This is a genomic window from Azonexus sp. MM2026_4, assembly GCF_055901855.1.
The window spans coordinates 4,489,380-4,510,585 of sequence record NZ_CM148380.1; the positions used below are offsets into that span (position 1 = coordinate 4,489,380).

General features: G+C 67.7%; 27 protein-coding genes. 9 read left to right on the top strand and 18 right to left on the bottom strand.

Going from position 1 to position 21,206, the window contains the following annotated elements; translation table 11 throughout:
- The first annotated feature begins 2 nt into the window (after positions 1-2).
- The 4 genes from AC0KWY_RS21145 to AC0KWY_RS21160 all read left to right on the top strand — a co-directional run bounded on the left by AC0KWY_RS21145 (position 3) and on the right by AC0KWY_RS21160 (position 3,172).
- Positions 3-896: a metal ABC transporter substrate-binding protein gene (locus tag AC0KWY_RS21145; protein ID WP_474027466.1), complete on the top strand. Its 894-nt coding sequence runs from the start codon at positions 3-5 to the stop codon at positions 894-896.
- Between the two features lie 8 nt (positions 897-904).
- Entirely contained in the window at positions 905-1,474 is a 570-nt protein-coding gene (locus tag AC0KWY_RS21150; protein ID WP_474027467.1) for an ATP-binding cassette domain-containing protein, read from the top strand.
- Positions 1,464-2,225, top strand: a complete 762-nt coding sequence (locus AC0KWY_RS21155) for a metal ABC transporter permease (protein WP_474027468.1) — start codon at positions 1,464-1,466, stop codon at positions 2,223-2,225. The genes AC0KWY_RS21150 and AC0KWY_RS21155 overlap by 11 nt, the downstream gene beginning before the upstream one ends.
- Positions 2,226-2,404: 179 nt before the next feature.
- Positions 2,405-3,172, top strand: a complete 768-nt coding sequence (locus tag AC0KWY_RS21160; RefSeq protein ID WP_474027469.1) for a M48 family metalloprotease — start codon at positions 2,405-2,407, stop codon at positions 3,170-3,172.
- A gap of 114 nt (positions 3,173-3,286) precedes the next feature.
- Here AC0KWY_RS21160 and AC0KWY_RS21165 read toward each other — a convergent pair whose 3' ends face one another.
- The 5 genes from AC0KWY_RS21165 to AC0KWY_RS21185 form a co-directional block, all read right to left on the bottom strand.
- Positions 3,287-4,528 carry a spherulation-specific family 4 protein gene (locus AC0KWY_RS21165; RefSeq protein WP_474027470.1) on the bottom strand — a complete coding sequence of 414 codons (1,242 nt, stop codon included), beginning with the start codon at positions 4,526-4,528 and terminating at the stop codon, positions 3,287-3,289.
- A gap of 73 nt (positions 4,529-4,601) precedes the next feature.
- A complete protein-coding gene (locus AC0KWY_RS21170; protein WP_474027471.1) occupies positions 4,602-5,321 on the bottom strand; it encodes a phosphoadenylyl-sulfate reductase in 720 nt (239 codons plus the stop codon).
- Between the two features lie 14 nt (positions 5,322-5,335).
- Positions 5,336-5,848, bottom strand: coding sequence for a DUF934 domain-containing protein (locus tag AC0KWY_RS21175; protein WP_474027472.1), 513 nt, complete (start codon positions 5,846-5,848; stop codon positions 5,336-5,338).
- Between the two features lies 1 nt (position 5,849).
- On the bottom strand, positions 5,850-7,541 hold the full coding sequence (locus tag AC0KWY_RS21180) for a nitrite/sulfite reductase (protein WP_474027473.1): 1,692 nt from the start codon (positions 7,539-7,541) through the stop codon (positions 5,850-5,852).
- A gap of 20 nt (positions 7,542-7,561) precedes the next feature.
- On the bottom strand, positions 7,562-8,338 hold the full coding sequence (locus tag AC0KWY_RS21185) for a sulfite exporter TauE/SafE family protein (RefSeq protein ID WP_474027474.1): 777 nt from the start codon (positions 8,336-8,338) through the stop codon (positions 7,562-7,564).
- Between the two features lie 82 nt (positions 8,339-8,420).
- On the opposite strand from AC0KWY_RS21185, the gene AC0KWY_RS21190 reads away from it, so the two are divergent.
- Positions 8,421-9,362, top strand: a complete 942-nt coding sequence (locus tag AC0KWY_RS21190) for a CysB family HTH-type transcriptional regulator (protein ID WP_474027475.1) — start codon at positions 8,421-8,423, stop codon at positions 9,360-9,362.
- 51 nt (positions 9,363-9,413) lie between these two features.
- Here the strand turns inward: AC0KWY_RS21190 and AC0KWY_RS21195 are convergent, their stop codons facing one another.
- The 4 genes from AC0KWY_RS21195 to AC0KWY_RS21210 are packed head-to-tail and all read right to left on the bottom strand — an operon-like array spanning position 9,414 to position 11,408.
- The gene (locus AC0KWY_RS21195; RefSeq protein WP_474027476.1) at positions 9,414-10,199 is read right to left on the bottom strand and encodes a peptidylprolyl isomerase; all 786 of its coding nucleotides are present in this window, start codon (positions 10,197-10,199) and stop codon (positions 9,414-9,416) included.
- A gap of 32 nt (positions 10,200-10,231) precedes the next feature.
- Complete coding sequence (locus tag AC0KWY_RS21200; protein WP_474027477.1) at positions 10,232-10,501, bottom strand: BolA family protein; 270 nt, start codon at positions 10,499-10,501, stop codon at positions 10,232-10,234.
- Complete coding sequence (locus AC0KWY_RS21205; RefSeq protein WP_474029767.1) at positions 10,498-10,800, bottom strand: YciI family protein; 303 nt, start codon at positions 10,798-10,800, stop codon at positions 10,498-10,500. Before AC0KWY_RS21205 ends, AC0KWY_RS21200 begins: the two co-directional genes overlap by 4 nt.
- Complete coding sequence (locus tag AC0KWY_RS21210; protein WP_474027478.1) at positions 10,800-11,408, bottom strand: septation protein A; 609 nt, start codon at positions 11,406-11,408, stop codon at positions 10,800-10,802. The genes AC0KWY_RS21205 and AC0KWY_RS21210 overlap by 1 nt, the downstream gene beginning before the upstream one ends.
- A 49-nt stretch (positions 11,409-11,457) precedes the next feature.
- On the opposite strand from AC0KWY_RS21210, the gene AC0KWY_RS21215 reads away from it, so the two are divergent.
- Both AC0KWY_RS21215 and AC0KWY_RS21220 read left to right on the top strand, forming a co-directional pair.
- Positions 11,458-12,510, top strand: coding sequence for an HD domain-containing phosphohydrolase (locus AC0KWY_RS21215; RefSeq protein WP_474027479.1), 1,053 nt, complete (start codon positions 11,458-11,460; stop codon positions 12,508-12,510).
- Between the two features lie 23 nt (positions 12,511-12,533).
- Positions 12,534-12,878, top strand: a complete 345-nt coding sequence (locus AC0KWY_RS21220) for an Hpt domain-containing protein (RefSeq protein WP_474027480.1) — start codon at positions 12,534-12,536, stop codon at positions 12,876-12,878.
- Here the strand turns inward: AC0KWY_RS21220 and bioD are convergent.
- From bioD to AC0KWY_RS21250, 6 genes are all read right to left on the bottom strand, one after another.
- Positions 12,867-13,529, bottom strand: a complete 663-nt coding sequence (gene bioD / locus AC0KWY_RS21225; RefSeq protein WP_474027481.1) for a dethiobiotin synthase — start codon at positions 13,527-13,529, stop codon at positions 12,867-12,869. The two genes, AC0KWY_RS21220 and bioD, sit on opposite strands and share 12 nt — an antisense overlap.
- Positions 13,526-14,287, bottom strand: a complete 762-nt coding sequence (gene bioC, locus AC0KWY_RS21230) for a malonyl-ACP O-methyltransferase BioC (RefSeq protein ID WP_474027483.1) — start codon at positions 14,285-14,287, stop codon at positions 13,526-13,528. The genes bioD and bioC overlap by 4 nt, the downstream gene beginning before the upstream one ends.
- Positions 14,271-14,993: an alpha/beta fold hydrolase gene (locus AC0KWY_RS21235; protein WP_474027484.1), complete on the bottom strand. Its 723-nt coding sequence runs from the start codon at positions 14,991-14,993 to the stop codon at positions 14,271-14,273. Before AC0KWY_RS21235 ends, bioC begins: the two co-directional genes overlap by 17 nt.
- A 36-nt stretch (positions 14,994-15,029) precedes the next feature.
- Positions 15,030-16,208 carry an 8-amino-7-oxononanoate synthase gene (bioF, locus tag AC0KWY_RS21240; RefSeq protein ID WP_474027486.1) on the bottom strand — a complete coding sequence of 393 codons (1,179 nt, stop codon included), beginning with the start codon at positions 16,206-16,208 and terminating at the stop codon, positions 15,030-15,032.
- Entirely contained in the window at positions 16,205-16,990 is a 786-nt protein-coding gene (locus tag AC0KWY_RS21245; protein ID WP_474027487.1) for a PhzF family phenazine biosynthesis protein, read from the bottom strand. The genes bioF and AC0KWY_RS21245 overlap by 4 nt, the downstream gene beginning before the upstream one ends.
- Positions 16,991-17,103: 113 nt before the next feature.
- The gene (locus AC0KWY_RS21250; RefSeq protein ID WP_374327735.1) at positions 17,104-17,295 is read right to left on the bottom strand and encodes a hypothetical protein; all 192 of its coding nucleotides are present in this window, start codon (positions 17,293-17,295) and stop codon (positions 17,104-17,106) included.
- Positions 17,296-17,424: 129 nt separating this feature from the next.
- Here AC0KWY_RS21250 and def point away from each other — a divergent pair, with 129 nt between their 5' ends.
- Positions 17,425-17,949 (top strand): peptide deformylase, encoded by a 525-nt coding sequence (gene def / locus AC0KWY_RS21255; protein ID WP_474027488.1) that lies wholly within the window; start codon positions 17,425-17,427, stop codon positions 17,947-17,949.
- Positions 17,950-17,966: 17 nt separating this feature from the next.
- Positions 17,967-18,275, top strand: coding sequence for a DnaJ family domain-containing protein (locus AC0KWY_RS21260; protein WP_474027489.1), 309 nt, complete (start codon positions 17,967-17,969; stop codon positions 18,273-18,275).
- Between the two features lie 47 nt (positions 18,276-18,322).
- On the opposite strand, the gene AC0KWY_RS21265 is transcribed toward AC0KWY_RS21260, so the two are convergent.
- From AC0KWY_RS21265 to AC0KWY_RS21275, 3 genes are read right to left on the bottom strand one after another with little or no spacing between them, the layout of a single operon-like run.
- Positions 18,323-18,670 carry a GlpM family protein gene (locus AC0KWY_RS21265; RefSeq protein WP_474027490.1) on the bottom strand — a complete coding sequence of 116 codons (348 nt, stop codon included), beginning with the start codon at positions 18,668-18,670 and terminating at the stop codon, positions 18,323-18,325.
- Positions 18,667-20,007: an adenosylmethionine--8-amino-7-oxononanoate transaminase gene (bioA, locus tag AC0KWY_RS21270; RefSeq protein ID WP_474027491.1), complete on the bottom strand. Its 1,341-nt coding sequence runs from the start codon at positions 20,005-20,007 to the stop codon at positions 18,667-18,669. The genes AC0KWY_RS21265 and bioA overlap by 4 nt, the downstream gene beginning before the upstream one ends.
- Positions 20,007-21,179 (bottom strand): DUF2863 family protein, encoded by a 1,173-nt coding sequence (locus AC0KWY_RS21275; RefSeq protein WP_474027492.1) that lies wholly within the window; start codon positions 21,177-21,179, stop codon positions 20,007-20,009. Before AC0KWY_RS21275 ends, bioA begins: the two co-directional genes overlap by 1 nt.
- Between the last annotated feature and the right edge of the window lie 27 nt (positions 21,180-21,206).

Genomic DNA, 21,206 nt, shown 5'->3' on the forward strand with positions numbered 1-21,206 from the left:
CCATGCGCAGATTGATCGTATTGCTCGCCGCCCTCGCCAGCCTGCCGGCCTGGTCGGCGGTCGAAGTGTTCGCGACGGTGCCGGAGTGGGGGGCGCTGGCGCGCGAAATCGGCGGCGAGCGCGTTGCCGTCTTCGTCGCCACGAGCGCGCTGCAGGACCCGCACCGGATCGAGGCGCGGCCGTCGCTGCTCGCCCGCGCCCGCCGTGCGCAACTGGTCGTCGCCACCGGCGCCGAACTGGAAACCGGCTGGTTGCCGGTGGTCCTGCGCGAATCCGGCAACGCCGCGGTGCAGCCGGGACGCGACGGCTATTTCGAGGCGGCGCCGCTGGTCGAGCGCCTCGAGGTGCCGGCCGCGCTCGACCGTGCCCACGGCGACGTGCATGCCGCCGGCAACCCGCACGTCCATCTCGACCCGTACCGCCTGCTGCGCATCGGCGAGGCGCTGGCCGAGCGGCTGGCGCGCGTCGATCCGGCGAACGCCGCCGCCTACCGCGCCGGTTTCGCCGATTTCGCCGGCCGCTGGCGGGTGGCGATTGGCCGCTGGGAAAAGACCGCCGCCCCCTTGCGCGGAGTGCCGGTGCTGGTCCATCACGGCTCCTTCGCCTACCTGACACACTGGCTGGGCATGCCGGAAATCGGCACGCTCGAACCCAAGCCCGGTGTCGAACCGAGCAGCGGCCAGCTCGCCGCGCTGCTCGAAAGGCAGCGGGCGCGGCCGGCGCGCCTGGTCCTGCGCGCCGCCTACCAGCCGGCGGCGGCGAGCGAATGGTTCGCCAGCCGTGCCGCCATCCCGGCCCTGGTCCTGCCTTATACCGTCGGCGGATCGCCGGCGGCGCAGGACCTGTTCGGTCTCTTCGACGACAGCATCGCCCGCTTGCTGCAGGGGCTGCGGTGAATCCGCCGGTGCTCGCTCTCGATGGCGTCGTCGCCGGCTGGCAAGAGCCGGCGACGCGCCCGGTGGACCTGCGGCTTGCCGCCGCAGGGATCGTCGGCCTGAGCGGCGCCAACGGCGCCGGCAAGAGCACGCTGCTGGCGGCGATTGCCGGTCGGGCGCGGGTCTTCGGCGGCCGGCTGGCGGTCGCGCCGGGTGTCCGCATCGGCCTGCAGACGCAGGAGGTGCCGCCGCTCGCCGGCCTGCCGCTGGCCGGACGCGAACTGCTGGCCCTGACCGGCGCCGGCAGCGCCGGCCTGCCGTCCTGGCTGGCGGGTTGCCTGGATCGCCGTCTCGACCTGCTGTCCGGCGGCCAGCGCCACTACCTCGCCCTGTGGGCGGTGCTGCAGGCGCCGGCCGACCTGCTGCTGCTCGACGAGCCGACCAACAACCTCGACGCCGCCGGCGTCGCCCACCTTGGTGAGGCCCTGCGGCTGCGTGCCGCTGCCGGCTGCGCTTGCCTCGTCGTCAGCCACGACGCCGCGTTCCTCGACGCGGCTTGCGACGCCGTCATCCGCCTGGAAGCCCCCGATGTTCCCTGACCTGTTCGCCATTCCCTTCCTGACTGGCCTTTGCCTGGCGGTGTTGCTGCCGCTGGTTGGCTGCTACCTGCGCCTGCGCGAGGAATGGCTGGCGGCGCTTGCCTACGCCCACGTCGCCGCGGGCGGCGCGCTGCTCGCCATGCTGGCCGGCCTGCCGCCGCCGGCCGGTGGCGTTGCCGCCGCTGCCGCCGCCGCCCTGGCCAAGGAGCCGCTCGCCGCGCGTCTGCCGGCCGCCGCGCTTTTCCCGCTGTTGTTGCTCGCCGGTTGGGCCGCCGGCATGCTGGTCGCCGCCAACCATCCGCTCGCCGAGCGCGTCGGCAGCGCGCTTTTCGACGGTCAGCTGTATTTTGCCGACGCTGGGCGGCTGGCCACCGTTGCCGCCGGCACGCTCGGCTGCCTGCTGGTTTTGCGCCGCCTGTCCCGTCCGTTGCTGCTCAGCCGGCTTTACCCGGATCACTTCCGCCTGCGCGGCGCCGCCATCTGGCCGGTGCATGGCGGCTTCGACCTGCTTGCCGCGCTGGCGCTGGCCCTGGCGACCACGACCCTGGGCGTGATGGCCACCTTCGCCTTGGTCTTCGTCCCGCCCTGGCTCGCCTTCCGGCGGGCCGGCGACTGGCGGCGCGGACTGCGTCTGGCGCTGCTCGTCAGTGTCGGCGGCTACATCACCGCCTTCGCCATGGCCCTGTGGTTCGACCAGGCTTTCGGGCCGGTGCTGGCGATCCTCTTGGTTCTTGTCGGTATTGCGGGGTGATTCAGGTTGGGGCGAGTTATCAAAAAACTTTGCTGAAATCTGCTGTTTTTTGTTTATCAATGAATTTTTGTTGTTTATCGGTTATTTGTTGCCATGAAAATAATACATTTGCTTATAAAACTTGAATGGCATGGCCGTGGCGAGTAACATTTCGGGTTTTTCAATCTGAGGTAAGAAAAATGCAACGCTCCGCCTGGCTGCCACTGCTTGCTGCTTCCCTGTTCACCCTGTCCGGTTGCAAGACGACCGGCGCTGGCGGCGAGATGCCGGCGAGCAGCGCCATCGATATCGGTAGCTCGGTGGTTGCCGTGGCCAGCCTCAGCGATGCCGAGATGCTCGAACTGGGCAAGCGCACCGCCGCCAACGAAGATCAGCGCAACCAGATTGCCGCGCCGCGCAGCAAGTATGCCAAGCGCTTGCAGAAACTCACCGTGGGCTGGACCAAGATCGACAAGGTCAATCTCGATTTCAAGGTCTACATGAAGAACGACGTCAATGCCTTTGCCGTGCCGAATGGTTCGATCCGCGTCTATTCCGGTCTGATGGACAAGTTCACCGACGACGAACTGCGTTACGTGCTGGCGCATGAAGTCGGCCACGTCATGCTCGGTCATTCGAAGCGCGCGCTGCAACTCGCGCACACCAGTTCGGCCGCCCGTCAGGCTGCCGCCAGCAGCGGCAATGGCGCGGTGGCGGCGATCGCCGCTTCGGAACTCGGCGCCCTCGGCGAAGCGCTGATCAACGCCCAGTTCTCGCAGAAGCAGGAAAACGAGGCCGACGATTACGCGGTTGACTACCTTGCCAAGCAGAAGCTGAAGAACGCCGGCGCCGTCACCGCGCTGCGCAAGCTGGAAAAACTCTACGGCAACGACCGCAGCGCCTTCTCCAGCCACCCGGCGCCGGGCGAACGTGCCGCGCGCATGGAAAAGCGGGTCAAGGCGAAGTAAGCCACGGCACGCAGCAGGAAAGAAAAAGGGCGCCGACATGGGCGCCCTTTTTGTTGTGCTTCATCGCTTGCCTGGAATGCGCAATGGCAGGCCGAAACCGGCCTGCAACGCCGTTCAGAGCAGGAAGTCGGCCAGCGTCAGCGAGGAGACGCCGCTCAGTTCGATGGAAAATTCCGCTGCCGCGTCGCCATCGGTGTTGCCGTACAGGATGCCGGCCGAGTAACGCAGTTGCCCCGGCTCATTGAAGCTGGCACGGCTACCGATCAGTGCGCTGAACGACTGGTTGCCGTCGCTCGTGCTGTCGGCGTCGATGGCGGAAAGATCGATGCGGTCGCGGCCGCGCGTGAAGTCGACGATCTGGTCGCGGCTGCTGGTGGTGATCCCCGATTCGGCGGCGACCTCGAAAACGAAGCGGTCGTTGCCGCTGCCGCCGGTCAGGATGTCCTTGCCGCTGCCACCGACCAGGACGTCGTTGCCTATACCACCGTAAAGCGTGTCCTTGCCGCTGCCGCCGAAGATCAGGTCGTCGCCCTGATCGCCGTAAAGCTTGTCGACGCCGTCGAAGCCCATCAGCTTGTCGTTGCCGGCGCCGCCGCGCAGGGTGTCGTTGCCGGTCTGCGGGCCGTTGTTCGGATTGACGATGGCGGTCACCGCGGCACCGGCCGCCGCCACCTTGCCCCAGGACTCGGTGTCGGGATAGAGGTAGAGCGGCAGCAGCAACTGACCGCCATGGGCGGCCGCCATCTCGGCCTGGGCCGTGAACTGCGAGGACAGCGAGTCCCACGGGTTGCCGTCGGTGCCGTCCTCGGTGACGTAGACATAGCCGGCGCCCTGGGCGAATAGCTGATCCGCGTTGGCCAGTACCGATGCTGCGGGAACCGCGTATTCCAGCCCGGCGATCTTCTCCGGGCCGTAACCCAGATCGCGGCCGGCGGCGATCGACGACGAGACGTCGCCGGCATCCTCGCCGATCACGGTGACATCGGCCAGCGCCAGGTAGGCGCTGTCTTCGGGCAGGGTGCCGGGGTTGAAAATGACCTTCAGGCCGAGGCTGTGGGCGTAGTCGACCACCGCCTGGTAGGTGGCGAGATCGTTGTGGCTACCCGAGACCTCGTCGATGAAAACCGACGTCATGCCGGCGAAATTCTCCTTCATCAACCAGATGTCCTGGTTGATTTCCTGCGCCGAGCGATTGCCGTAGCTCGAATAGACGTAGCCGCTGACGCCAACGCCGTGGGCCGCCAGGTTGGCGACTGCATTGGTATAGGTTGCCCCCGAGCGTCCGCCGACGATCAGGTCGTTTTCCGCCGTGCCGGTCTTGCTGTCGTTCGTTTCAACACCAAAGATGATTGCCATTGTCCTGTGCTCCAAGTCAGAGGCGGCGAGTTTAACCGCTCGTTCCTGGGATGACCATGGAATTATTTCCGGCTCACGCCTTCACGTGCAGGCCGCACTCCTTGGATTCCGGCGACTCCCACCACCATCTGCCGGCGCGGATGTCTTCGCCGAGCGAGACGGCGCGGGTGCACGGGGCGCAGCCGATGCTGGGGTAGAACTTGTCGTGCAGGGCGTTGTAGGGCACGGCATTCTGCTTGATGTAGGTCCAGACTTCCTTCTCGCTCCAGGCGGCGAGCGGGTTGAATTTTTCCAGGCCGTTGCCTTCGTCGTATTCCTGCGTCGCCAACTGGCCACGGGTGGCGGCCTGTTCGGCGCGCATGCCGGTGATCCAGGCGCGCTTGTCGGCCAGCGCGCGGCGCAGCGGTTCGACCTTGCGCGCGTAGCAGCAGGCTTTCCTGAGCGTCACCGAATCGTAGAAGGCGTTGATGCCGTGCTGGCGCACAAAACTTTCGACTTCCTCGGCTTGCGGAAAGTAGATCTTCAGTTTCAGCCCGTAGTGCTGGTCCACCTTGGCCATCAGGTCGTAGGTCTCGGCCGGCAGGCGGCCGGTGTCGAGGCTGAAGATTTCGATCGGCAGGCCGGCCTTGACGATCAGGTCGGTGAGGACCATGTCCTCGGCACCGAGGCTGTTGGCGAAGGCGGACGGCGACCAGGCGCCGGCGATCTCGGCGAGCAGCGCGCGCGCGGCGTCGGCCTTGGCGGCGGTGCTGGCGGCAAGTTCGGGGGTGATGTTGAGGAGAGCTGGCGTCATGGCGGGCGATCTTGTCAGGCGGTGCGGCGGCGGAAGTGCGGTTCGGGTTGGTCGGTCGAACCCTGGTAGGTGGCGGAGAACGGCGAAAAGCCCTGGTCGATGGCGTAGACCGCGTTCTTGCCGTCCTTCAGCGCGTAGCTGTCGAAACCGACGCGCTTCATGAAGAAGAGCTGGTCGTGCAGCACGTCGCCAACGGCGCGCAGTTCGCCCTGGTAACGGTAACGCTGGCGCAGCAGGGCGGCGGTCGAGTAGCCGCGACCATCGACGAACTTCGGGAAATGCACGGCGACGACGACGAAGTAGTCGAGGTCAGCGGCGATCTCCTCGACCTTGTCGTCGGGCAGTAGCAGGAGGCCGATGCGCTTGTGGCAGGAGACGATCTCGTTCTTGCGCGCCAGCCACACGGCGAGCGGGAAGATGACGTCGCCGGCGGGCAGGGCGACGGTGTCGGGCGTCTCGCCTTCGGCCAGGGGCAGGGTCGTCCAGGTGTCGGCGGCGAGCGCGCCCTGCTTGATCAGTTGTGCCATGTTATGCGGCCTCCTTTTGTGCAACCTTGGCCTTGCCGTGGGCGCGGCCTTCGTAGACGCGGTTCTTGAACGGGTCGATGCCGATCCGGTCGAAGGTGTCGATGAAACGCTCGTCGGGGTGGCGGTTCTCCAGATACACCTTGATGATCTTCTCGACCACGTCGGGCATCTCCTCGGCCGAGAACGACGGGCCGATCACCTTGCCGAGTTTGGCGTCGTTGCCCTGGCGACCGCCGAGCGTGACCTGGTAGAACTCGGCGTCGTTCTTGTCCACGCCGAGCACGCCGATGTGGCCGACGTGGTGGTGGCCGCAGGCGTTCATGCAGCCGGAGATGTTGAGGTCGATCTCGCCGATCTCGAACAGGTAGTCGAGGTCGTCGAAGCGCTGCTGGATGGCAGTGGCGATGGGGATCGACTTGGCGTTGGCGAGGTCGCAGAAATCGCCGCCCGGGCAGCAGATGATGCTGGTCAGCAAGCCGATGTTGGGCGTCGCCAGACCGGCCGCTTTGGCCTGTTGCCAGACGGCGTAAAGATCGGCCAGCTTGACGTCGGCCAGGATGACGTTCTGCTCGTGGCTGATGCGCAATTCGCCGAAGCTGTAGCGGTCGGCGAGGTTGGCGACGACTTCCATCTGCTCGGCAGTGATGTCGCCCGGCGCGACGCCGTGCGGCTTCAGCGACAGCGTGACCGCCGCGTAGCCATCAACCTTGTGCGCATGGGTGTTGCGCTCGACCCAGCGGGCGAAGGCCTTTTCTTCGACGATCTTCGCCTGGTAGCCGGCGTCGACGGTGCTGATCGTCTCGTAGGCCGGGGCGCCGAAATGCGCCGCGACGCGCTCGTACTCAGCCTGGGTGATGGTCGCCGGGCCGTCCTTGGCGTGCGCCCATTCGGCTTCGACCAGCTTGGCGAATTCCTCGACGCCGAGCGCCTGCACCAGGATCTTGATGCGCGCCTTGTAGGCGTTGTCGCGGCGGCCGAAGCGGTTGTAGACGCGCAGGATCGCCTCGCAGTAGCTGAGGATGTGCTGCCAGGGCAGGAACTCGCGCACCACCTGGCCGCGGATCGGCGTGCGGCCGAGGCCGCCGCCGACGATCACGGTGAAGCCGGTGACGCCGTCGACCACCTTGAGGTGCAGGCCGATGTCGTGGAACCAGGTCACTGCGCGGTCTTCCCCTGTGCCGGAAATGGCGAACTTGAACTTGCGCGGCAGGAAGGCGAATTCCGGGTGGAAGGTGCTCCACTGGCGCAGGATCTCGGCCAGCGGGCGCGGATCGATGATCTCGTCGGCGGCGACGCCGGCGAACTGGTCGGTGGTGATGTTGCGGATGCAGTTGCCCGAGGTCTGGATGGCGTGCAGGTCGACCTCGGCCAGTTCGGCCAGGATGTCGGGCACGTCGGTCAGCTTCGGCCAGTTCAACTGCAGGTTGTGGCGGGTGGTGAAGTGGCCGTAGCCGCGGTCGTACTGGCGGGCGACGTGGGCGAGTTTGCGCAACTGCGCCGAATTGAGCATGCCGTAAGGCACGGCGATGCGGAACATCGGCGCGTGGCGCTGGATGTAGAGGCCGTTCTGCAGGCGCAGCGGGCGGAACTCGTCGTCGGTCAGTTCGCCGGCCTGCCAGCGGCGGACCTGGTCGCGAAACTGCTCGACCCGGTCGAGGATCAGCTGGCGGTCGATGGCGTCGTATTTGTACATGGCGTTCTCTTGGGGGTGAATCAGGCGAAGACCAGCTTGCTGCCGATCAGCACGAGCATGGAGGCGAGGATGCGGCGCAGGATGTGTTCCGGCACCTTGGCGGAAAGCTGGGTGCCGAGCCAGATGCCGGGCAGCGAGCCGAGCAGCAGGGCGCCGAGCAAGGCCCAGTCGACGCTGCCGAGCAGCCAGTGGCCGAGGCCGGCGACCAGCGTCAGCGGCACGGCGTGGGCGACGTCGGAGCCGACGATGCGCACCGGCGACAGCTTCGGATAAAGGAAGAACAGCGCGGCGACACCGAGCGCGCCGGCACCGACCGAGGAAATCGTCACCAGCACGCCGAGCACGACGCCGACGCCGACCGTGATCTTGCCCAGGCAGCACTGGCGCAGCGGCGAATCCTCGTGGCGGCTGGCGTATTCGCGCAGCTTGCGCCCGAACAGGATGGCGATGGCGGTGAGCAGCAGGGCGAAGCCGAGGCCGTGCGAGACGATCTTGCCGATCGCGTTGCTGCCTTCGGGGAGCATGGAAAGAACCCAGATGGTCAGCGCCGCCGCCGGGATGCTGCCGGCGGCGAGGCGGCCGGTGACCTGCCAGTCGATATGGCCCTTGCGGCCGTGGGCGACGGTGCCGCCGGCCTTGGTCATGGCGGCGTAGAGCAGGTCGGTGCCGACGGCGGTGGCCGGATGCACGCCGAACAGCAGCACCAGCAGCGGGGTCATCAGCGAACCGCCACCGACGCCCGTCAGACCGACGATGGCGCCGACCGCGAAGCCGGAAAGGGTGTAGAGGTAGTCCATGGGTCGGCATCCTACCGGGCGCCGATTGAATCAAAAAGAATATTGAGTTAGATTGTTATCGTATTTTGTTATTAAGGCATTCATGAAACTCCAGCAACTGCGCTACATCGTCGAGATCGAACGCCAGGGACTCAACGTCTCGGAGGCGGCCGAGGTGCTGTACACCTCGCAGCCGGGCGTCTCCAAGCAGATCAAGCTGCTCGAGGACGAACTCGGTATCGCCATCTTCGAGCGCAGCGGCAAGCGCTTCACCGGCATCACCGAACCGGGCCGGGTGGTCATCGACATCGCCCGCCGCATCCTGCGCGAGGCGGAAAACCTGAAGCGCGCCAGCGGCGAATTCTCGAGCGGCGATTCCGGCAAGCTGGTGCTGGCGGCAACCCACACCCAGGCGCGCTATGCGCTGCCGACCGTGGTCCGCGACTTCGTCGCCCGCCACCCCAAGGTCAAGCTCGAGATGCACCAGGGCAACCCGCTGCAGATCGCCGACTGGGTGGCTTCCGGCGAGGCCGATTTCGGGATCGCCACCGAGTCGCTCGGCGAGCATCCGCAACTCGTTTCCTTCCCGGTCCAGCAGTGGTCGCATTGCGTGATCGCGCCGGCCGGCCATCCGATCCTCGCCAGCCAGCCGCTGGCGCTGCAGGAACTGGCGCGCTGGCCGCTGATCACCTACGACGCGGCGTTCACCGGCCGCTCGCGGATCAACCGCGCCTTCGAACGCCTGGAAATCGAACCCAACATCGCGCTCACCGCGCTCGACGCCGACGTGATCAAGACCTACGTCAGCCTCGGCCTCGGTCTCGGCATCATCGCCAAGCTCGCCTTCGACGCGCAGCGCGACGCCGGCCTGGTGGCAATCGACGCCGGCCACCTGTTCGAATCGAACACCACCCGGCTGGCGGTGCGCCGCGGCAGCTACCTGCGCCGCTTCGACTACGACTTCATCGAACTGTTCGCGCCCCACCTCAACAAGCACGTCGTCGAAATGACCCTGCAGGGCGGCGGCGAGGCCTGGCAGCTCTAGGGACGTAAAAAAGCCCGCCGGGTGGCGGGCTGGTCCGGTGGCCGGGCGAGGTCAGTTGACCTTGGCCTTGGCGCGCAGGTCCTTGATCAGGCTTTCCACCTGCATCTGCGTCGCACGCTGTTGCAGTTGCGGCTTGACCTGCTCGAACGGCGGCGGCGTCAGCGGGCGGCTGTCGTCGAGCTGGATGACGTGGTAGCCGAAGTCGGTACGCACCGGTGCCTTGGTGTATTCGCCCTTCTTCAGTGCCGTCAGCGTGTCGCCGAAGGGCTTGACGTAGGCGGTCGGGGCGCTCCATTCGAGTTCGCCGCCCTTGTCCTTGGAGCCCGGGTCCATCGACTGCTTGGCCAGGGTGGCGAATTTTTCGCCCTTTTCCAGCTTGGCGATGATCGCCTTGGCGTCTTCTTCCTTTTCGACCAGGATATGGCGGGCCTTGTACTCGGTGCTGCCGAGCGACTTCTTCAGTTGCTCGTAGTCGGCCTTCAACTGGGCGTCGCCGACTTGGTGGCTGCGCACGTAGTCGCCCATGAAGGCGCGGATCAGCACGGCCTGACGGGCCAGTTCCATCTGGCCGCGGACTTCCGGCTTCTTGTCGAGGCCCTTCTTGGCGGCTTCCTGCGAGAGCAGTTCGCGGCGGATCAGTTCTTCCTTGATCGCGTTCTTGAGTTCGGCGGAATCCGGGGCGCCCTGCGCCTTCTGCTCGGCGAGGAAGGCGTCGTACACCGTTTGCGGGATGGCCTTGCCGTTGACCGTGGCGTAGGCCTTGCTCTGGGCGAAGGCGGGTGCGGAGATGAGGCTGCCGGCAACCAGCAGTGCAGCCAGGGAGCTGAGTTTGAACATGAATGGGGTCCTGGGGGTGGTTGGTACGAAAGTCAGAGTTCTTCGGGCGCCAGCGCGCGGATGGCCAGCGCGTGGATCCGATGGTGCATCAGGTCACCTGCGGCATCGTACACCAGACGATGACGAACGAGTGTTTTTTTGCCGGAAAAAGCCGCTGCCACGATGTCGACGCGGAAATGCGCGCCGCCGCCGGCACCGGCATGGCCGGCGTGGCGGTGCGATTCGTCGGCGATGGCGAGCGATTGCGGCGCCAGCGCGCTCAGGCGTTCGCGCAGCAGGGCAACGGTGGCCTCGTGGCTCACGCCGGCAGCGCCTTCTTGAACGGCTTGACGGTGACCTTTTCGTAGACGCCGGCGGCGATGTAGGGGTCGGCATCGGCCCAGGCGCGGGCGACGTCGAGCGAGGCGAATTCGGCGACGATCAGGCTGCCGCTGAAGCCGGCGGCACCGGGGTCGGGCGCATCGATCGCCGGGCAGGGGCCGGCCAGCAGCAGGCGGCCGTCGGCCTGCAGCGCCTGCAGGCGGGCAAGGTGCTCGGGGCGGGCGGCGAGGCGTTGTTCCAGGCTGCCGGGGCGGTCTTCGCCGACGATCATGTACAGCATCATTTTTCTTCCTCGATGTACTTCGACAGCAGCGCGCCCTGCGCGACGATGAAGACGAGCATCAGGCCCATGCCGCCGAAGAGTTTGAAATCGACCCAGATGTCGGTCGGGAAATTGAAGGCGATGATCAGGTTGAGCACGCCCATGACCAGGAAGAAGCCGATCCACGCGAAGTTGAGCCGCCGCCAGACGGCGTCCGGCAACTTCATCTGCTCGCCGAGCATCGCCTGGATCGCGTTCTTCTTCATGACCAGCGCGGCAATCAGCATGCTGCCGGCGAAGGCCCAGTAGAGCAGCGTCGGCTTCCACTTGATGAAGGCCTCGTTGCGGAAGATCAGCGTCATGCCGCCGAAGACGACGACCAGGCCGAGGCTGAGCCAGAGCATCTTGTCCACCTTGCCGTGGCGCAACCGCACCCAGACGATCTGGGCAACGGTGGCGACGATGACGACGACGGTGGCAAGCAGGATCGGCGCCTTGTCCGGAGCGATGACGGCGCCGCCGAGCAGGCTGCCGACCCAGTCGGCGGCGGTTTCCGGATGACCGCCGGCGTATTTGAAGGCGGCGAAAAAGAGGATGACCGGGAAGAGATCGAAGAGGAGTTTCATGGCGGCGCATTATATACTGCACCGGCAAAGGCAACGCTCGGGCAGAAGAATGCACAAGGTACTGATCATCGACGACAGCGACATCAACCTGACGCTGATCAAGGCGCTGGTCCTCAAGCTCGGGGATTGCGAACCGATCCTTTTCGAGCAGCCGCTGCAGGCGCTCGAATGGTGTCGCGACAACGTGCCCGACCTGGTCATCGTCGATTACATGATGCCGGACATGGACGGCCTGCGTTTCATCGCCGCCTTCCGTGCGCTGCACGGGCGGACCGAGATCCCGGTGCTGATGATCACCGCCAACGACCAGAAGGATATCCGCTACGAAGCGCTGCTCGGCGGCGCCAACGATTTCCTGACCAAGCCGATCGACCGCATCGAATTCTCGGCGCGTGCCCGCAACATGCTGGCTTTGCGTACCGGCCAGAAGTTCCTCGCCGACCGCGCCGCCTTCCTGGCCGAGAAAGTCGAGGAGCGCACCCGGGAAATCCGCGAACGCGAACGCGAGCTGATCTTCCGCATCTCGCGCGCCGCCGAATTCCGCGATCCGGAAACCGGCGCCCATATCCAGCGCATGGCGCACTACTCGCAAATCATCGCCCGCGGGCTCGATCTCGACGATGCCAGTTGCCGGCTGTTGCTGAAGGCGGCGCCGATGCACGATGTCGGCAAGATCGGCATTCCCGATTACATCCTGTTGAAGCCCGGCCGCCTGACGCCGCAGGAGTTCGAGGTCATGAAGCGGCACGCCGAGCTGGGCTACGAACTGCTCAAGGACAGCGGATCGGAAATCCTGCAGGCGGGGGCGGAAATCGCCCTGTCCCACCATGAAAAATATGACGGGAGCGGCTATCCTAAGGGACTCAAGGGCCACGCCATTCCGTTGTTCGGCCGCATCGTCGCCGTCGCCGACGTGTTCGATGCGCTGACCTCGGAGCGTCCTTACAAGAAAGCCTGGCTGCTTGATGATGCATTGCGTTTTCTTGAAAGTGGGCGCGGGGCGCATTTCGATCCCCTCTGTGTCGAGGCCTTGCTGGCCGGCTGGGAGGAAGTGCTCGAAGTGCGGCAACGTTTCCACGACGAGGAAATGCCGCTGATCTGATGCAGGGCCGAACGGAGACCGCGATGACCCCACCCTTCGAAATCGACAAGCCGGCAATCATGGAACGCCTGGGCGGCGATCACGACATCTACGTGATGATGATCGACATCTTCCTGCAGGACGTCGAGCACAACTGCGCCAACCTGCTGGCGGCGAGCCGTTCCGGCAACAGCGGAGAGCTGGTGCGCGAAGCCCATACCGTGAAGGGCCTGCTGGCGACGATGTCCGACGACCATGGCGCCGAACTGGCGCTGGCGTTGGAAATGCAGGCCCGCCAGGGGGTGCTGGACGGCGCCGGGGAATTGGCGCAAGGCATCGTCGCGCGGATGAACGAAGTCGCCGACGTGCTGCGCACGTCAGAACGGTAGTTCGAGTTTGCCGGCAGCGTTTTCGACGTTGCCATCCTCATCCCAGGGCACGACACCGAGGCGCGGCGCCAGCAGCAGTTCGCCCAGCGTTGCCAGATTTTCGTCCAGATAAGGCATCGGCGCTGCCAGGCAATTGGCCACCCAGCCGGCGATGACCAGGCCGCGCGCGGCGATCGCTTCGGCGGTGAGCAGCGCGTGGTTGAGGCAGCCGAGCCGCATGCCGACGACGAGGATTACCGGTAGCCGCAGTTGGGCGGCGAGGTCGGCACCGTTGCGGTCGAGCCCGAACGGCACGCAGAAGCCGCCGGCGCCTTCGACGACGACGAAATCCGCCGCCTGGCGGGCACTTGCCACGGTTCCCGCGATGCGCGCGAAATCGATATCCACGCCGGCTTCGGCGGCGGCGATGTGGGGTGCGATGGCGGGCGCAAAACAATAGGGATTGACCACCTCGTCCGGCAACTGGACGCTGCTCGCGGCGCGCAGGCGCAGCACGTCGTCGTTGCGGCCGGCGGCGTCGGTGCCGGCGGCGACCGGCTTGAGGCCGAGCGCCGAGAGCCCGGCGCGGCGGGCGCGCTGGAGCAGGGCGCAGGCGATGTAGGTTTTGCCGACGTCGGTGTCGGTGCCGGTGAGGAAGTAGGCGGAACTCATGCTTGGGCGTGGATCAGGATGACATCGTAGGAGAGCGGCAGGCCGCCCGGCTGGCGCAGCGTTTCCCAGGCGGCGGCGAGGCGGGCGAAGGCGTTGCGGCTCATCAGCCCGCTGCGCCGGCCGGCGCCGAGCTGGTTGGCGCCGACCGCCTTGACCGCCCGCAGCAGTGCGCGCAGGTCCGGGTAGAAGGCGGTTTCCATGTGGCTGGCGCAGTCGACCGAGGTGAAGCCGGCGTTCTGGGCGAGCGCGGCGAGTTGCCCGGCGTCGTGGAAATGCAGCGTGTGCCGGTAGGCGTTGACGTCGCGGAAGGCGCTGCGCATCTCGTGGAAGGTCGCCGGGCCGAGCGTCGCCAGCGCCAGCCGGCCACCCGGACGCAGCACGCGGCGGGCTTCGCTCAGCGCGCGGGCGGGGTCGCACCACTGCACGGCCAGGCTCGACCAGTAGAGATCGACGCTGGCGGTGGCCAGCGGCAGGTGTTCGAGGTCGCCGGCGAGGCGTTGGCAAGCGCCGGGCAGGCGGCGCAGCATCGCCGTCGACAGGTCGAGGGCGACGATTTCGGCGGCCGGGTAGCGCGTCTGCAGCAGGCCGTGCGCGGCGCCGGTGCCGCAGCCGGCGTCGAGCAGGCGGGCGGGCGCCGCGTCCGACATCCCGGCGGCGAGGCGGGCGCAGATGCGGCGCTGGACGTCGGCGGCAGCGTCGTAGGTGGCGGCGGCGCGCTCGAACGACTGGCGGATGCGCGCCTTAGGCGGCTGGCTCATCGGCGAAGGCGCGGGCGCTGGCGACGAAGCGTTCCGGTTGCGAGAGGAAGGGGGCGTGGGCGCAGCCGGCGAACAGTTCGAGGCGGGCGCCGGGAATCAGCGCTGCCAGCGCGCGCGCCGCGCCGGGCGGCATCAGCGGATCGGCGTCGCCGTGGATGAGCAGGGTCGGCGCCTGCACCCGGGCGGCGTCGGCGCGCAGGTTGACGTCGCGCAGCCAGGCCAGGCCGGCGGCGAGGACGAGCGACGAGGGCAGCGGATCGGCCTGTTCGAGGATGCGGCGGCTGACTTCCTTGGCCTGCGCGTCGCCGCGGTTGAAGCTGCCGACGAAGCGCGGCAGCATGCCGGCCGGGTCGACGCCGACGGCGGCGCTGAAATCGGCCAGCGTGGCCGGCGGCATGGCGTCCGGCCAGCCGTCGCGCTGAACGAAGGACGCGGTGCCGGCGACCAGCAGCAGCTTGCCGACCTTGTCCGGGTGGCGGGCGGCGACGGCCAGCGCCAACTGGGCGCCGATCGACCAGCCGGCGAGCGTGCTGCCGGCCGCCAGGCGCTCGCCGAGCGCGGCGACGGCAAGGTCGAAAGCGGTCTCCAGGGGTTCGTTCCGATAGCCGGGCAGATCGATGAATTGTCCGTGCAGCGCGTCGACCGCGGCCTGCAGCGGGCCACGGCCGAGACACCAGCCGGGCAGGAAAACGAGGGGAGCGCTCATCGCAACAAGCTCATCGGAGAAAGTCGGGCGGCGATTTTACCCCGCCGCCGCCTCGCGCAGCGCGCCGATCAGGGCAGCGACGTCGGCCTCGGTGTGCGCGGCGGAGACCGAGATGCGCAGGCGCGCCGTGCCCTGCGGCACGGTCGGCGGGCGGATCGCCGGCACCCACAGGCCGTTTTCCCAGAGCCGGCGGGCGAGCGCCAGCGCCGCCGCGTTGTCGCCGACGAGCAGCGGCTGGATCGCCGTCGGCGAGGCCGGCAGGTGCCAGGGCAGGCCGGCCAGACCGTCGCGCAACTGGGCGATGCGGGCGAAGAGATTGGCGCGCAGCGCGTCGCCGGTGGTGATCAGGTCGAGGCTGGTGTTCAGCGCGCAGGCGATGGCCGGCGGTGCGGCGGTGGTGAAGATGTAGCTGCGTGCCTTGTTGCGCAGGTAGTCGATGGCCAGCGCCGAGCCGGCGACGAAGGCGCCGCCGACGCCGGCCGCCTTGCCGAGGGTGCCCATGAGCAGGATGCGCGGGTCGGCCGGCAGGCCGAAGTGGGCCAGGCTGCCGCGCCCCTGCGGGCCGAGGACGCCGAAGCCGTGCGCGTCGTCGAGCACCAGCCAGGCGTCGTAGCGCTCGGCCAGCGCGTGGAGCGCCGGCAGCGGGGCGAGGTCGCCGTCCATGCTGAACACGGTGTCGCTGACGATCAGCTTGGTCCGCGCCGGACTGGCGGCGAGCAGGCGCTCGAGCGCGGCGAGGTCGGCGTGCGGGTAACGCTGCGTCGTCGCGCCGTTGGCCTTGGCCAGTTGCATGGCGTCGATCAGCGAGGCGTGGTTGAGCTTGTCGGCGAACACCGCGTCGCCGCGCCCGGCCAGCGTCGGCGTCACCGCCAGATTGGCGAGGTAGCCGGTGGCGAAGGTGAGGACGCGCGCAAAGCCGGTGAATTCGGCGAGCCGCTCGGCGAGCGCGGCGTGCGGCTGCAGGTGGCCGCTGACCAGATGGGCGGCGCCGCTGCCGGCGCCCCAGGCCAGCGCGCCATCGGCCAAGGCGCGGGCGAGGGCGGGATGGGCGGCGAGTCCGAGGTAATCGTTGCTGGCGAAATTGATCCGTTGCCGGCCGTTGACGCTGACCAGCCGACTGCAGGGCGATTCCAGCAGGCGATGGTGGCGGCCGAGATCGGCGGCGGCCAGTTCGGCAAGCTCTTGCGTCAGGCGCTGGTCGAGCGTGCGGCTCATCGCGTCAGCTCGATTTCACCCTGCAGGAAGGTGACCGCCCGGCCGGAGACGATCACCCGCTCGCCCTGCAGGCGGCAGCCGAGTTCGCCGCCGCGCCGCGACACCTGGCGTGCGCTAAGTTCGTTCTTGCCAAGGCGGGCCGCCCAGTACGGCGTCAGTTCGCAGTGGGCGGAGCCGGTGACCGGGTCCTCGGCGATACCGACCTTGGGGGCGAAGAAGCGGCTGACAAAATCGACGTCGCTGCCCGGTGCGGTGACCACCACGCCACGCCGGTCGAGGCGGCGGAAACAGGCGAAATCGGGCGCCAGCGCACGGACGCTGGCCTCGTCGTCGAAAACCGCGATGTAGTCGTCGGCGGCGAGGATCGCCGTCGGTGCCGCACCGAGCCCGGCGAGCAGCGCCGGCGGCGCCGGGCAGGGGCGCGGCGGCAGGGCCGGGAAATCCATCGCCAGCGCCGTGCCGGCGCGTTCGACGACCAGTTCGCCGCTGCGCGTGCGGAAGCGGATGCGCTCGCCGGCGTACCCGAGAATGCTGAACAGGACGTGCGCCGAAGCCAGCGTGGCGTGGCCGCAGAGGTCGATTTCGGTGGTCGGCGTGAACCAGCGCAGCGCGAAGCCGTCGCCGTCGGGGACGAAGAAGGCGGTCTCCGAAAGATTGTTCTCGTCGGCGATCGCCTGCAGCAAGCCGTCCTCCGGCCAGGCGTCGAGCGGACAGACGGCCGCCGGATTGCCGGAAAAAGCCCTGCTGGCAAAGGCATCGACCTGATAGAGCCGGATTTTCACGTTACCCCCTGTTTGCTTCGTCACTGATCCAGCGTTGCCGGACGCAGGACGAACTTTAGCAAAGTCAGGGGGCGGCGGCGCTGCCTTTCCGAACCGGCGGCCGGCGCCGCGGTTCAGGCCGCCAGAGGCTGCAGGGCGCGCTGTGAAACGATGAAGCGGCGGCGGGCGCCGCTGCCGATTTCGCTTTCGACTTCCCACATGGCGAGGCCTTTGACGACAGCCACCTGCTCGATGGCGACAACGACCGCGCCGATTTTCGTGCAAAGATAACGGGCACCACGTTCAATGCTTGCCTTGACTTTCATCGGCGATATCTCCGTGTTCGTTGGGGAAACGCCATCGTAACGGGAACGTCACGAAGGTGAACAGGTTTTGCTGGGCGTAATCTTTCGATTTTTTCGGAAACGGCCGACTGGCCGTCGATGGCGGGGAAAATGGCGGTACGGAAAATTCTGCGGATGGGCGATCCGCTACTCTGGGAAGTGGCCAGACCGGTGACGGCGTTCGGCACGCCGATGTTGCGCCAACTGATCGACGACATGTTCGAGACGATGCAGTCAGCCGGCGGCGTCGGCATCGCCGCGCCGCAGATCGGCGCAAGCCTGCAGGTGGTGATCTTCGGCTTCGAGGCCAGCGCGCGTTACCCGGAGGCGCCGCCGGTGCCACTGACCGTCCTGATCAATCCGCAGATCACGCCGCTCGACGAGGCCGAGGAAAGCGGCTGGGAAGGCTGCCTGTCGGTCCCGGGAATGCGCGGCGAAGTGGCGCGCTGGCAGAGTATCCGCTACCAGGGTCACGACCCCGACGGTCAGCCGATCGACCGCGTCGCCGAGGGCTTTCATGCGCGGGTGGTGCAGCACGAATGCGATCACCTGATCGGCCGCCTCTATCCGTCGCGGATCCGCGATTTCACGCGCTTCGGTTTCACCGACGTGCTGTTTCCCGAACTCGCCGCCTGAACTCCTGGCTAGCGCGCATGGCCGGAATTTTCGAACAGCTCGCCGAACGGCGCATCAGCGAGGCGCTGGCGCGCGGCGATCTCGACCACCTGCCGGGGGCGGGCAAGCCGCTGGTCTTTGACGACGAGCCCTTGCTCTCGCCCGAGCAGCGCATGGTCAACCGGATTCTGAAGAACGCCGGTTTCACCCCGCGCGAGGTGCTGCTGCGCCGCGAAATCGCCACTTTGCGTGCCGAGGTCGAGTCGCTGCCGGCGGGCCATCAACGCGACGAAAAGCGTCGCGAACTCCTGCTGCTGTTGGTTCAGGTCGCCGAGGGCGGGGCTTAGGGCGTGTTCACAGTAAGCAGCGTCCCGCAGATTACTGTGAACACGCCCTAGGCGCTGCCGTACACGCGCATCCAGACGAAGAGCAGCAGCGCCGCCGCGACGACCCAGGCCAGGGTGGCGCTGATCAGCGTCGGCGCCAGCGCCAGGCGGGCGCTCAGCCAGTACACGGCGAGCAGGTAGACCGCGTAGGGGATCAGCGACCACAGGCCGAACAGCGCCGTGGTGCGCAGGTCGGTCATGCCGCGCTCGGCGCCGACGATGGCGTGGGCGATCAGCGCGAAGGTCGGAAACAGCGGCACCAGGCCGGCGATGTAGAAGCTCTTCGAGCGCGAGAGCAGGGCGATGATCAGCACCGCCGCTGCGCCGAGCAGGGATTTCAGGAGCAGTCCGATCATCGCAGCGCAATCTCCAGCGCCTGCCCGGCGACCCGGCCGAGCAGCGCGATCTCGTCGTCGCCGACGACGTAGGGCGGCATCAGGTAGACGGTGTTGCCGATCGGCCGCAGCAGCGCGCCGGCGTCGAGCGCGGCGCGGTAGAAGCGGCGCGAGAAATGTGGGTCGTCGGTCGCCACGTCGAAGGCGGCGATCATGCCGCGCTGGCGCAGGTGGGCGACTTGCGGGTGCGCGGCGAGCGGTGCCAGGGCAGCGCCGATCTTGTGCGCTTTCACGCGGTTGGCGGCCAGCACGTCGTCCTGCGCGAAGATGTCCAGCGTCGCCAGCGCCGCCCGGCAGGCGAGCGGGTTGCCGGTGTAGGAATGCGAGTGCAGGAAGGCGCGCGCCACCGAATCGTCGAGGAAGGCGGCGTAGATCGCGTCGCTGCACAGCACCACCGAGAGCGGCAGGTAGCCGCCGGAAATGCCCTTGGAGAGGCACATCAGGTCGGGGCGGATCTCCGCTTGTTCATGCGCGAAGAAAGTGCCGGTGCGGCCGCAGCCGACGGCGATCTCGTCGCAGATCAGGTGGACTTCGTGCCGGTCGCACAACTGGCGGGCGAGGCGCAGGTATTCCGGGTCGGACATCGCCATGCCGGCGGCGCCCTGGACCAGCGGTTCGACGATCAGCGCGGCGGTGCGCTCACCGTTCTTCTCCAGCCAGTCGGCAAGGCCGGCGGCGGCGCGGCGGGCGACGTCGGCCGGCGTTTCGCCCGCTTCCGCAAGGCGGCAATCGGGCGACGGCAGCACATGCGCGGCGTGGCGCACGAGCGGCGCGTAGGCGTCCTTGAAGATGGCGACGTCGGTGACCGCCAGCGCGCCCACCGTTTCGCCGTGGTAGCTGCCGGCCAGGCAGAGGAATTCTGCCTTCTCCGGGCGGCCGACGTTGCGCCAGTAGTGGAAGCTCATCTTCAGCGCGATCTCGGTCGCCGAGGCGCCGTCGGAAGCGTAGAAGGCGTGGCCGAGTGCGCCGCCGGTCAGATCACTCAAGCGCTCGGACAGTTCGACCACCGGCCGGTGCGTGAAGCCGGCCAGCATCACGTGCTCAAGGGTTTCCAGCTGCTCGCGCAGCGCCGCGTTGATGCGCGGCTCGGCATGGCCGAACAGGTTGGTCCACCACGAGCTGATGCCGTCGAGGTAGCGCTTGCCGTCGAAATCGTACAGCCACGGCCCCGCGCCGCGGGCGATCGGAACCAGCGGCAGATGCGCCGGCGACGCCTGGTCGGCGTGGTGGCGCATCTGCGTGCATGGGTGCCAGACGGCAGCCTGGCTGCGCGCCAGCCAGTCGGCGTTGCCGCGCATCAGTGCAGGTGCTGCGAATTGCTCGACGGCTGTTCCGGCATTTCGGCGTGCACCAGTTCGCCGTCGATGTTGGGGAACATCGGCGCGCCGCAGTCGTCGCAGAACTCCATCGGGAAGTGGTGGTCGAGGAAGCGCACGTCCTTGACCCCGGCTTCGCGCAGCGCCGCTTCGATCTCGCCGGCGCAGTCGGTGCTCTCGTCCTCGCCGCCGAGCAGCGGCCAGACGATGCCGTGGTAGACGGCGTCGCCGTCCTTGGGGCCGAGGCCGACGCGGTATTCCTCCATGCGCCGGTCGTAGCAGGGGCCGATGACGGCGCGGATGGCGTCGGGCATCAGGCCGAGCGTGGTCTGCAGGAAGGCGGTCAACGCCTTCACCGAATACGGGCGCGAGGCGCGGTCGGCGTTGCGGCAGGCGGCGTGGTAGGCGTCGGCGAGCAGCGGTTGCCAGGCGCAGCCGGCAAACAGCGGCTCCAGGCTGGGGCCGCCCTGGCGCGTCCATTCGCGCAGCGCGTCTTCCTTGGCGCCGTCCTTCTCGTTCCAGCGGAACAGCGCGCCGCCGCGCGGCACGGCGATGGCGCCGATCAGGTAGCGGACGTCGGCGAGGAAACGGTTGGTCTCCGCCAGGTGGGCGCTATCGACCGTCAGGTTCTCGCCGGCCAGTGCCGCCTCGCCCAGTTCGCGGGTCAGTTGCCAGGTGTCGCAGAAGCTGCGCGGCAGCTGGTCCGGGCTGAACAGGAAATCGGCCAGCGCCAGCTTGTTGCCGGCGGCGAAGAGGTGCGCGCCAAGCTGCACGGCGAGCGTCTGCAGCGTGCTCTTGGGCAGCGGGCAGGCGGCGATCGAGAAGCGCGACCAGGCCAGCACCGGCGCCGCGAAGAGCAGGATGTCCCAGGTCGTGCCGTCGACTTCCAGGCGCGTCGTTTCGGCGCGCGATTCGACCATGTCGGCGAGTTCGTCGTGGGCGCTCGGGTTGGCTTCGAACAGGCGGTCGAGGGCGATGTTGATGTCGTCCTCGGCACCGTTCTTCAGCAGTTCGTCGACGACGCCGGCAAGCTGGGCTTCCCAGTAGGCATCCTCGAGCTTGCCGCCGGATTCGGAAAGGCCGGTGGCCAGGCGCTGCAGTTCGGCGGCGTCGCGCGACAGGCGGTCGCGGGCGCCGAAGCGGGATCGTTTCATCGGTTTTCCAGAAAAGGCAAAGGTGGG

What these genes read in the sequence shown, in the direction of transcription:
- AC0KWY_RS21275 (WP_474027492.1), bottom strand. Translation starts at nt 21,179, where the DNA reads ATGAAACGATCCCGCTTCGGCGCCCGCGACCGCCTGTCGCGCGACGCC.
- AC0KWY_RS21250 (WP_374327735.1), bottom strand. Translation starts at nt 17,295, where the DNA reads ATGAAAGTCAAGGCAAGCATTGAACGTGGTGCCCGTTATCTTTGCACG.
- AC0KWY_RS21215 (WP_474027479.1), top strand. Translation starts at nt 11,458, where the DNA reads ATGCACAAGGTACTGATCATCGACGACAGCGACATCAACCTGACGCTG.
- AC0KWY_RS21165 (WP_474027470.1), bottom strand. Translation starts at nt 4,528, where the DNA reads ATGGCAATCATCTTTGGTGTTGAAACGAACGACAGCAAGACCGGCACG.
- AC0KWY_RS21180 (WP_474027473.1), bottom strand. Translation starts at nt 7,541, where the DNA reads ATGTACAAATACGACGCCATCGACCGCCAGCTGATCCTCGACCGGGTC.
- AC0KWY_RS21160 (WP_474027469.1), top strand. Translation starts at nt 2,405, where the DNA reads ATGCAACGCTCCGCCTGGCTGCCACTGCTTGCTGCTTCCCTGTTCACC.
- bioF (WP_474027486.1), bottom strand. Translation starts at nt 16,208, where the DNA reads ATGAGCCGCACGCTCGACCAGCGCCTGACGCAAGAGCTTGCCGAACTG.
- AC0KWY_RS21235 (WP_474027484.1), bottom strand. Translation starts at nt 14,993, where the DNA reads ATGAGCGCTCCCCTCGTTTTCCTGCCCGGCTGGTGTCTCGGCCGTGGC.
- bioD (WP_474027481.1), bottom strand. Translation starts at nt 13,529, where the DNA reads ATGAGTTCCGCCTACTTCCTCACCGGCACCGACACCGACGTCGGCAAA.
- AC0KWY_RS21220 (WP_474027480.1), top strand. Translation starts at nt 12,534, where the DNA reads ATGACCCCACCCTTCGAAATCGACAAGCCGGCAATCATGGAACGCCTG.
- AC0KWY_RS21155 (WP_474027468.1), top strand. Translation starts at nt 1,464, where the DNA reads ATGTTCCCTGACCTGTTCGCCATTCCCTTCCTGACTGGCCTTTGCCTG.
- bioC (WP_474027483.1), bottom strand. Translation starts at nt 14,287, where the DNA reads ATGAGCCAGCCGCCTAAGGCGCGCATCCGCCAGTCGTTCGAGCGCGCC.
- AC0KWY_RS21210 (WP_474027478.1), bottom strand. Translation starts at nt 11,408, where the DNA reads ATGAAACTCCTCTTCGATCTCTTCCCGGTCATCCTCTTTTTCGCCGCC.
- def (WP_474027488.1), top strand. Translation starts at nt 17,425, where the DNA reads ATGGCGGTACGGAAAATTCTGCGGATGGGCGATCCGCTACTCTGGGAA.
- AC0KWY_RS21265 (WP_474027490.1), bottom strand. Translation starts at nt 18,670, where the DNA reads ATGATCGGACTGCTCCTGAAATCCCTGCTCGGCGCAGCGGCGGTGCTG.
- AC0KWY_RS21145 (WP_474027466.1), top strand. Translation starts at nt 3, where the DNA reads ATGCGCAGATTGATCGTATTGCTCGCCGCCCTCGCCAGCCTGCCGGCC.
- AC0KWY_RS21185 (WP_474027474.1), bottom strand. Translation starts at nt 8,338, where the DNA reads ATGGACTACCTCTACACCCTTTCCGGCTTCGCGGTCGGCGCCATCGTC.
- AC0KWY_RS21170 (WP_474027471.1), bottom strand. Translation starts at nt 5,321, where the DNA reads ATGACGCCAGCTCTCCTCAACATCACCCCCGAACTTGCCGCCAGCACC.
- AC0KWY_RS21190 (WP_474027475.1), top strand. Translation starts at nt 8,421, where the DNA reads ATGAAACTCCAGCAACTGCGCTACATCGTCGAGATCGAACGCCAGGGA.
- AC0KWY_RS21260 (WP_474027489.1), top strand. Translation starts at nt 17,967, where the DNA reads ATGGCCGGAATTTTCGAACAGCTCGCCGAACGGCGCATCAGCGAGGCG.
- AC0KWY_RS21175 (WP_474027472.1), bottom strand. Translation starts at nt 5,848, where the DNA reads ATGGCACAACTGATCAAGCAGGGCGCGCTCGCCGCCGACACCTGGACG.
- bioA (WP_474027491.1), bottom strand. Translation starts at nt 20,007, where the DNA reads ATGCGCGGCAACGCCGACTGGCTGGCGCGCAGCCAGGCTGCCGTCTGG.
- AC0KWY_RS21195 (WP_474027476.1), bottom strand. Translation starts at nt 10,199, where the DNA reads ATGTTCAAACTCAGCTCCCTGGCTGCACTGCTGGTTGCCGGCAGCCTC.
- AC0KWY_RS21205 (WP_474029767.1), bottom strand. Translation starts at nt 10,800, where the DNA reads ATGCTGTACATGATCGTCGGCGAAGACCGCCCCGGCAGCCTGGAACAA.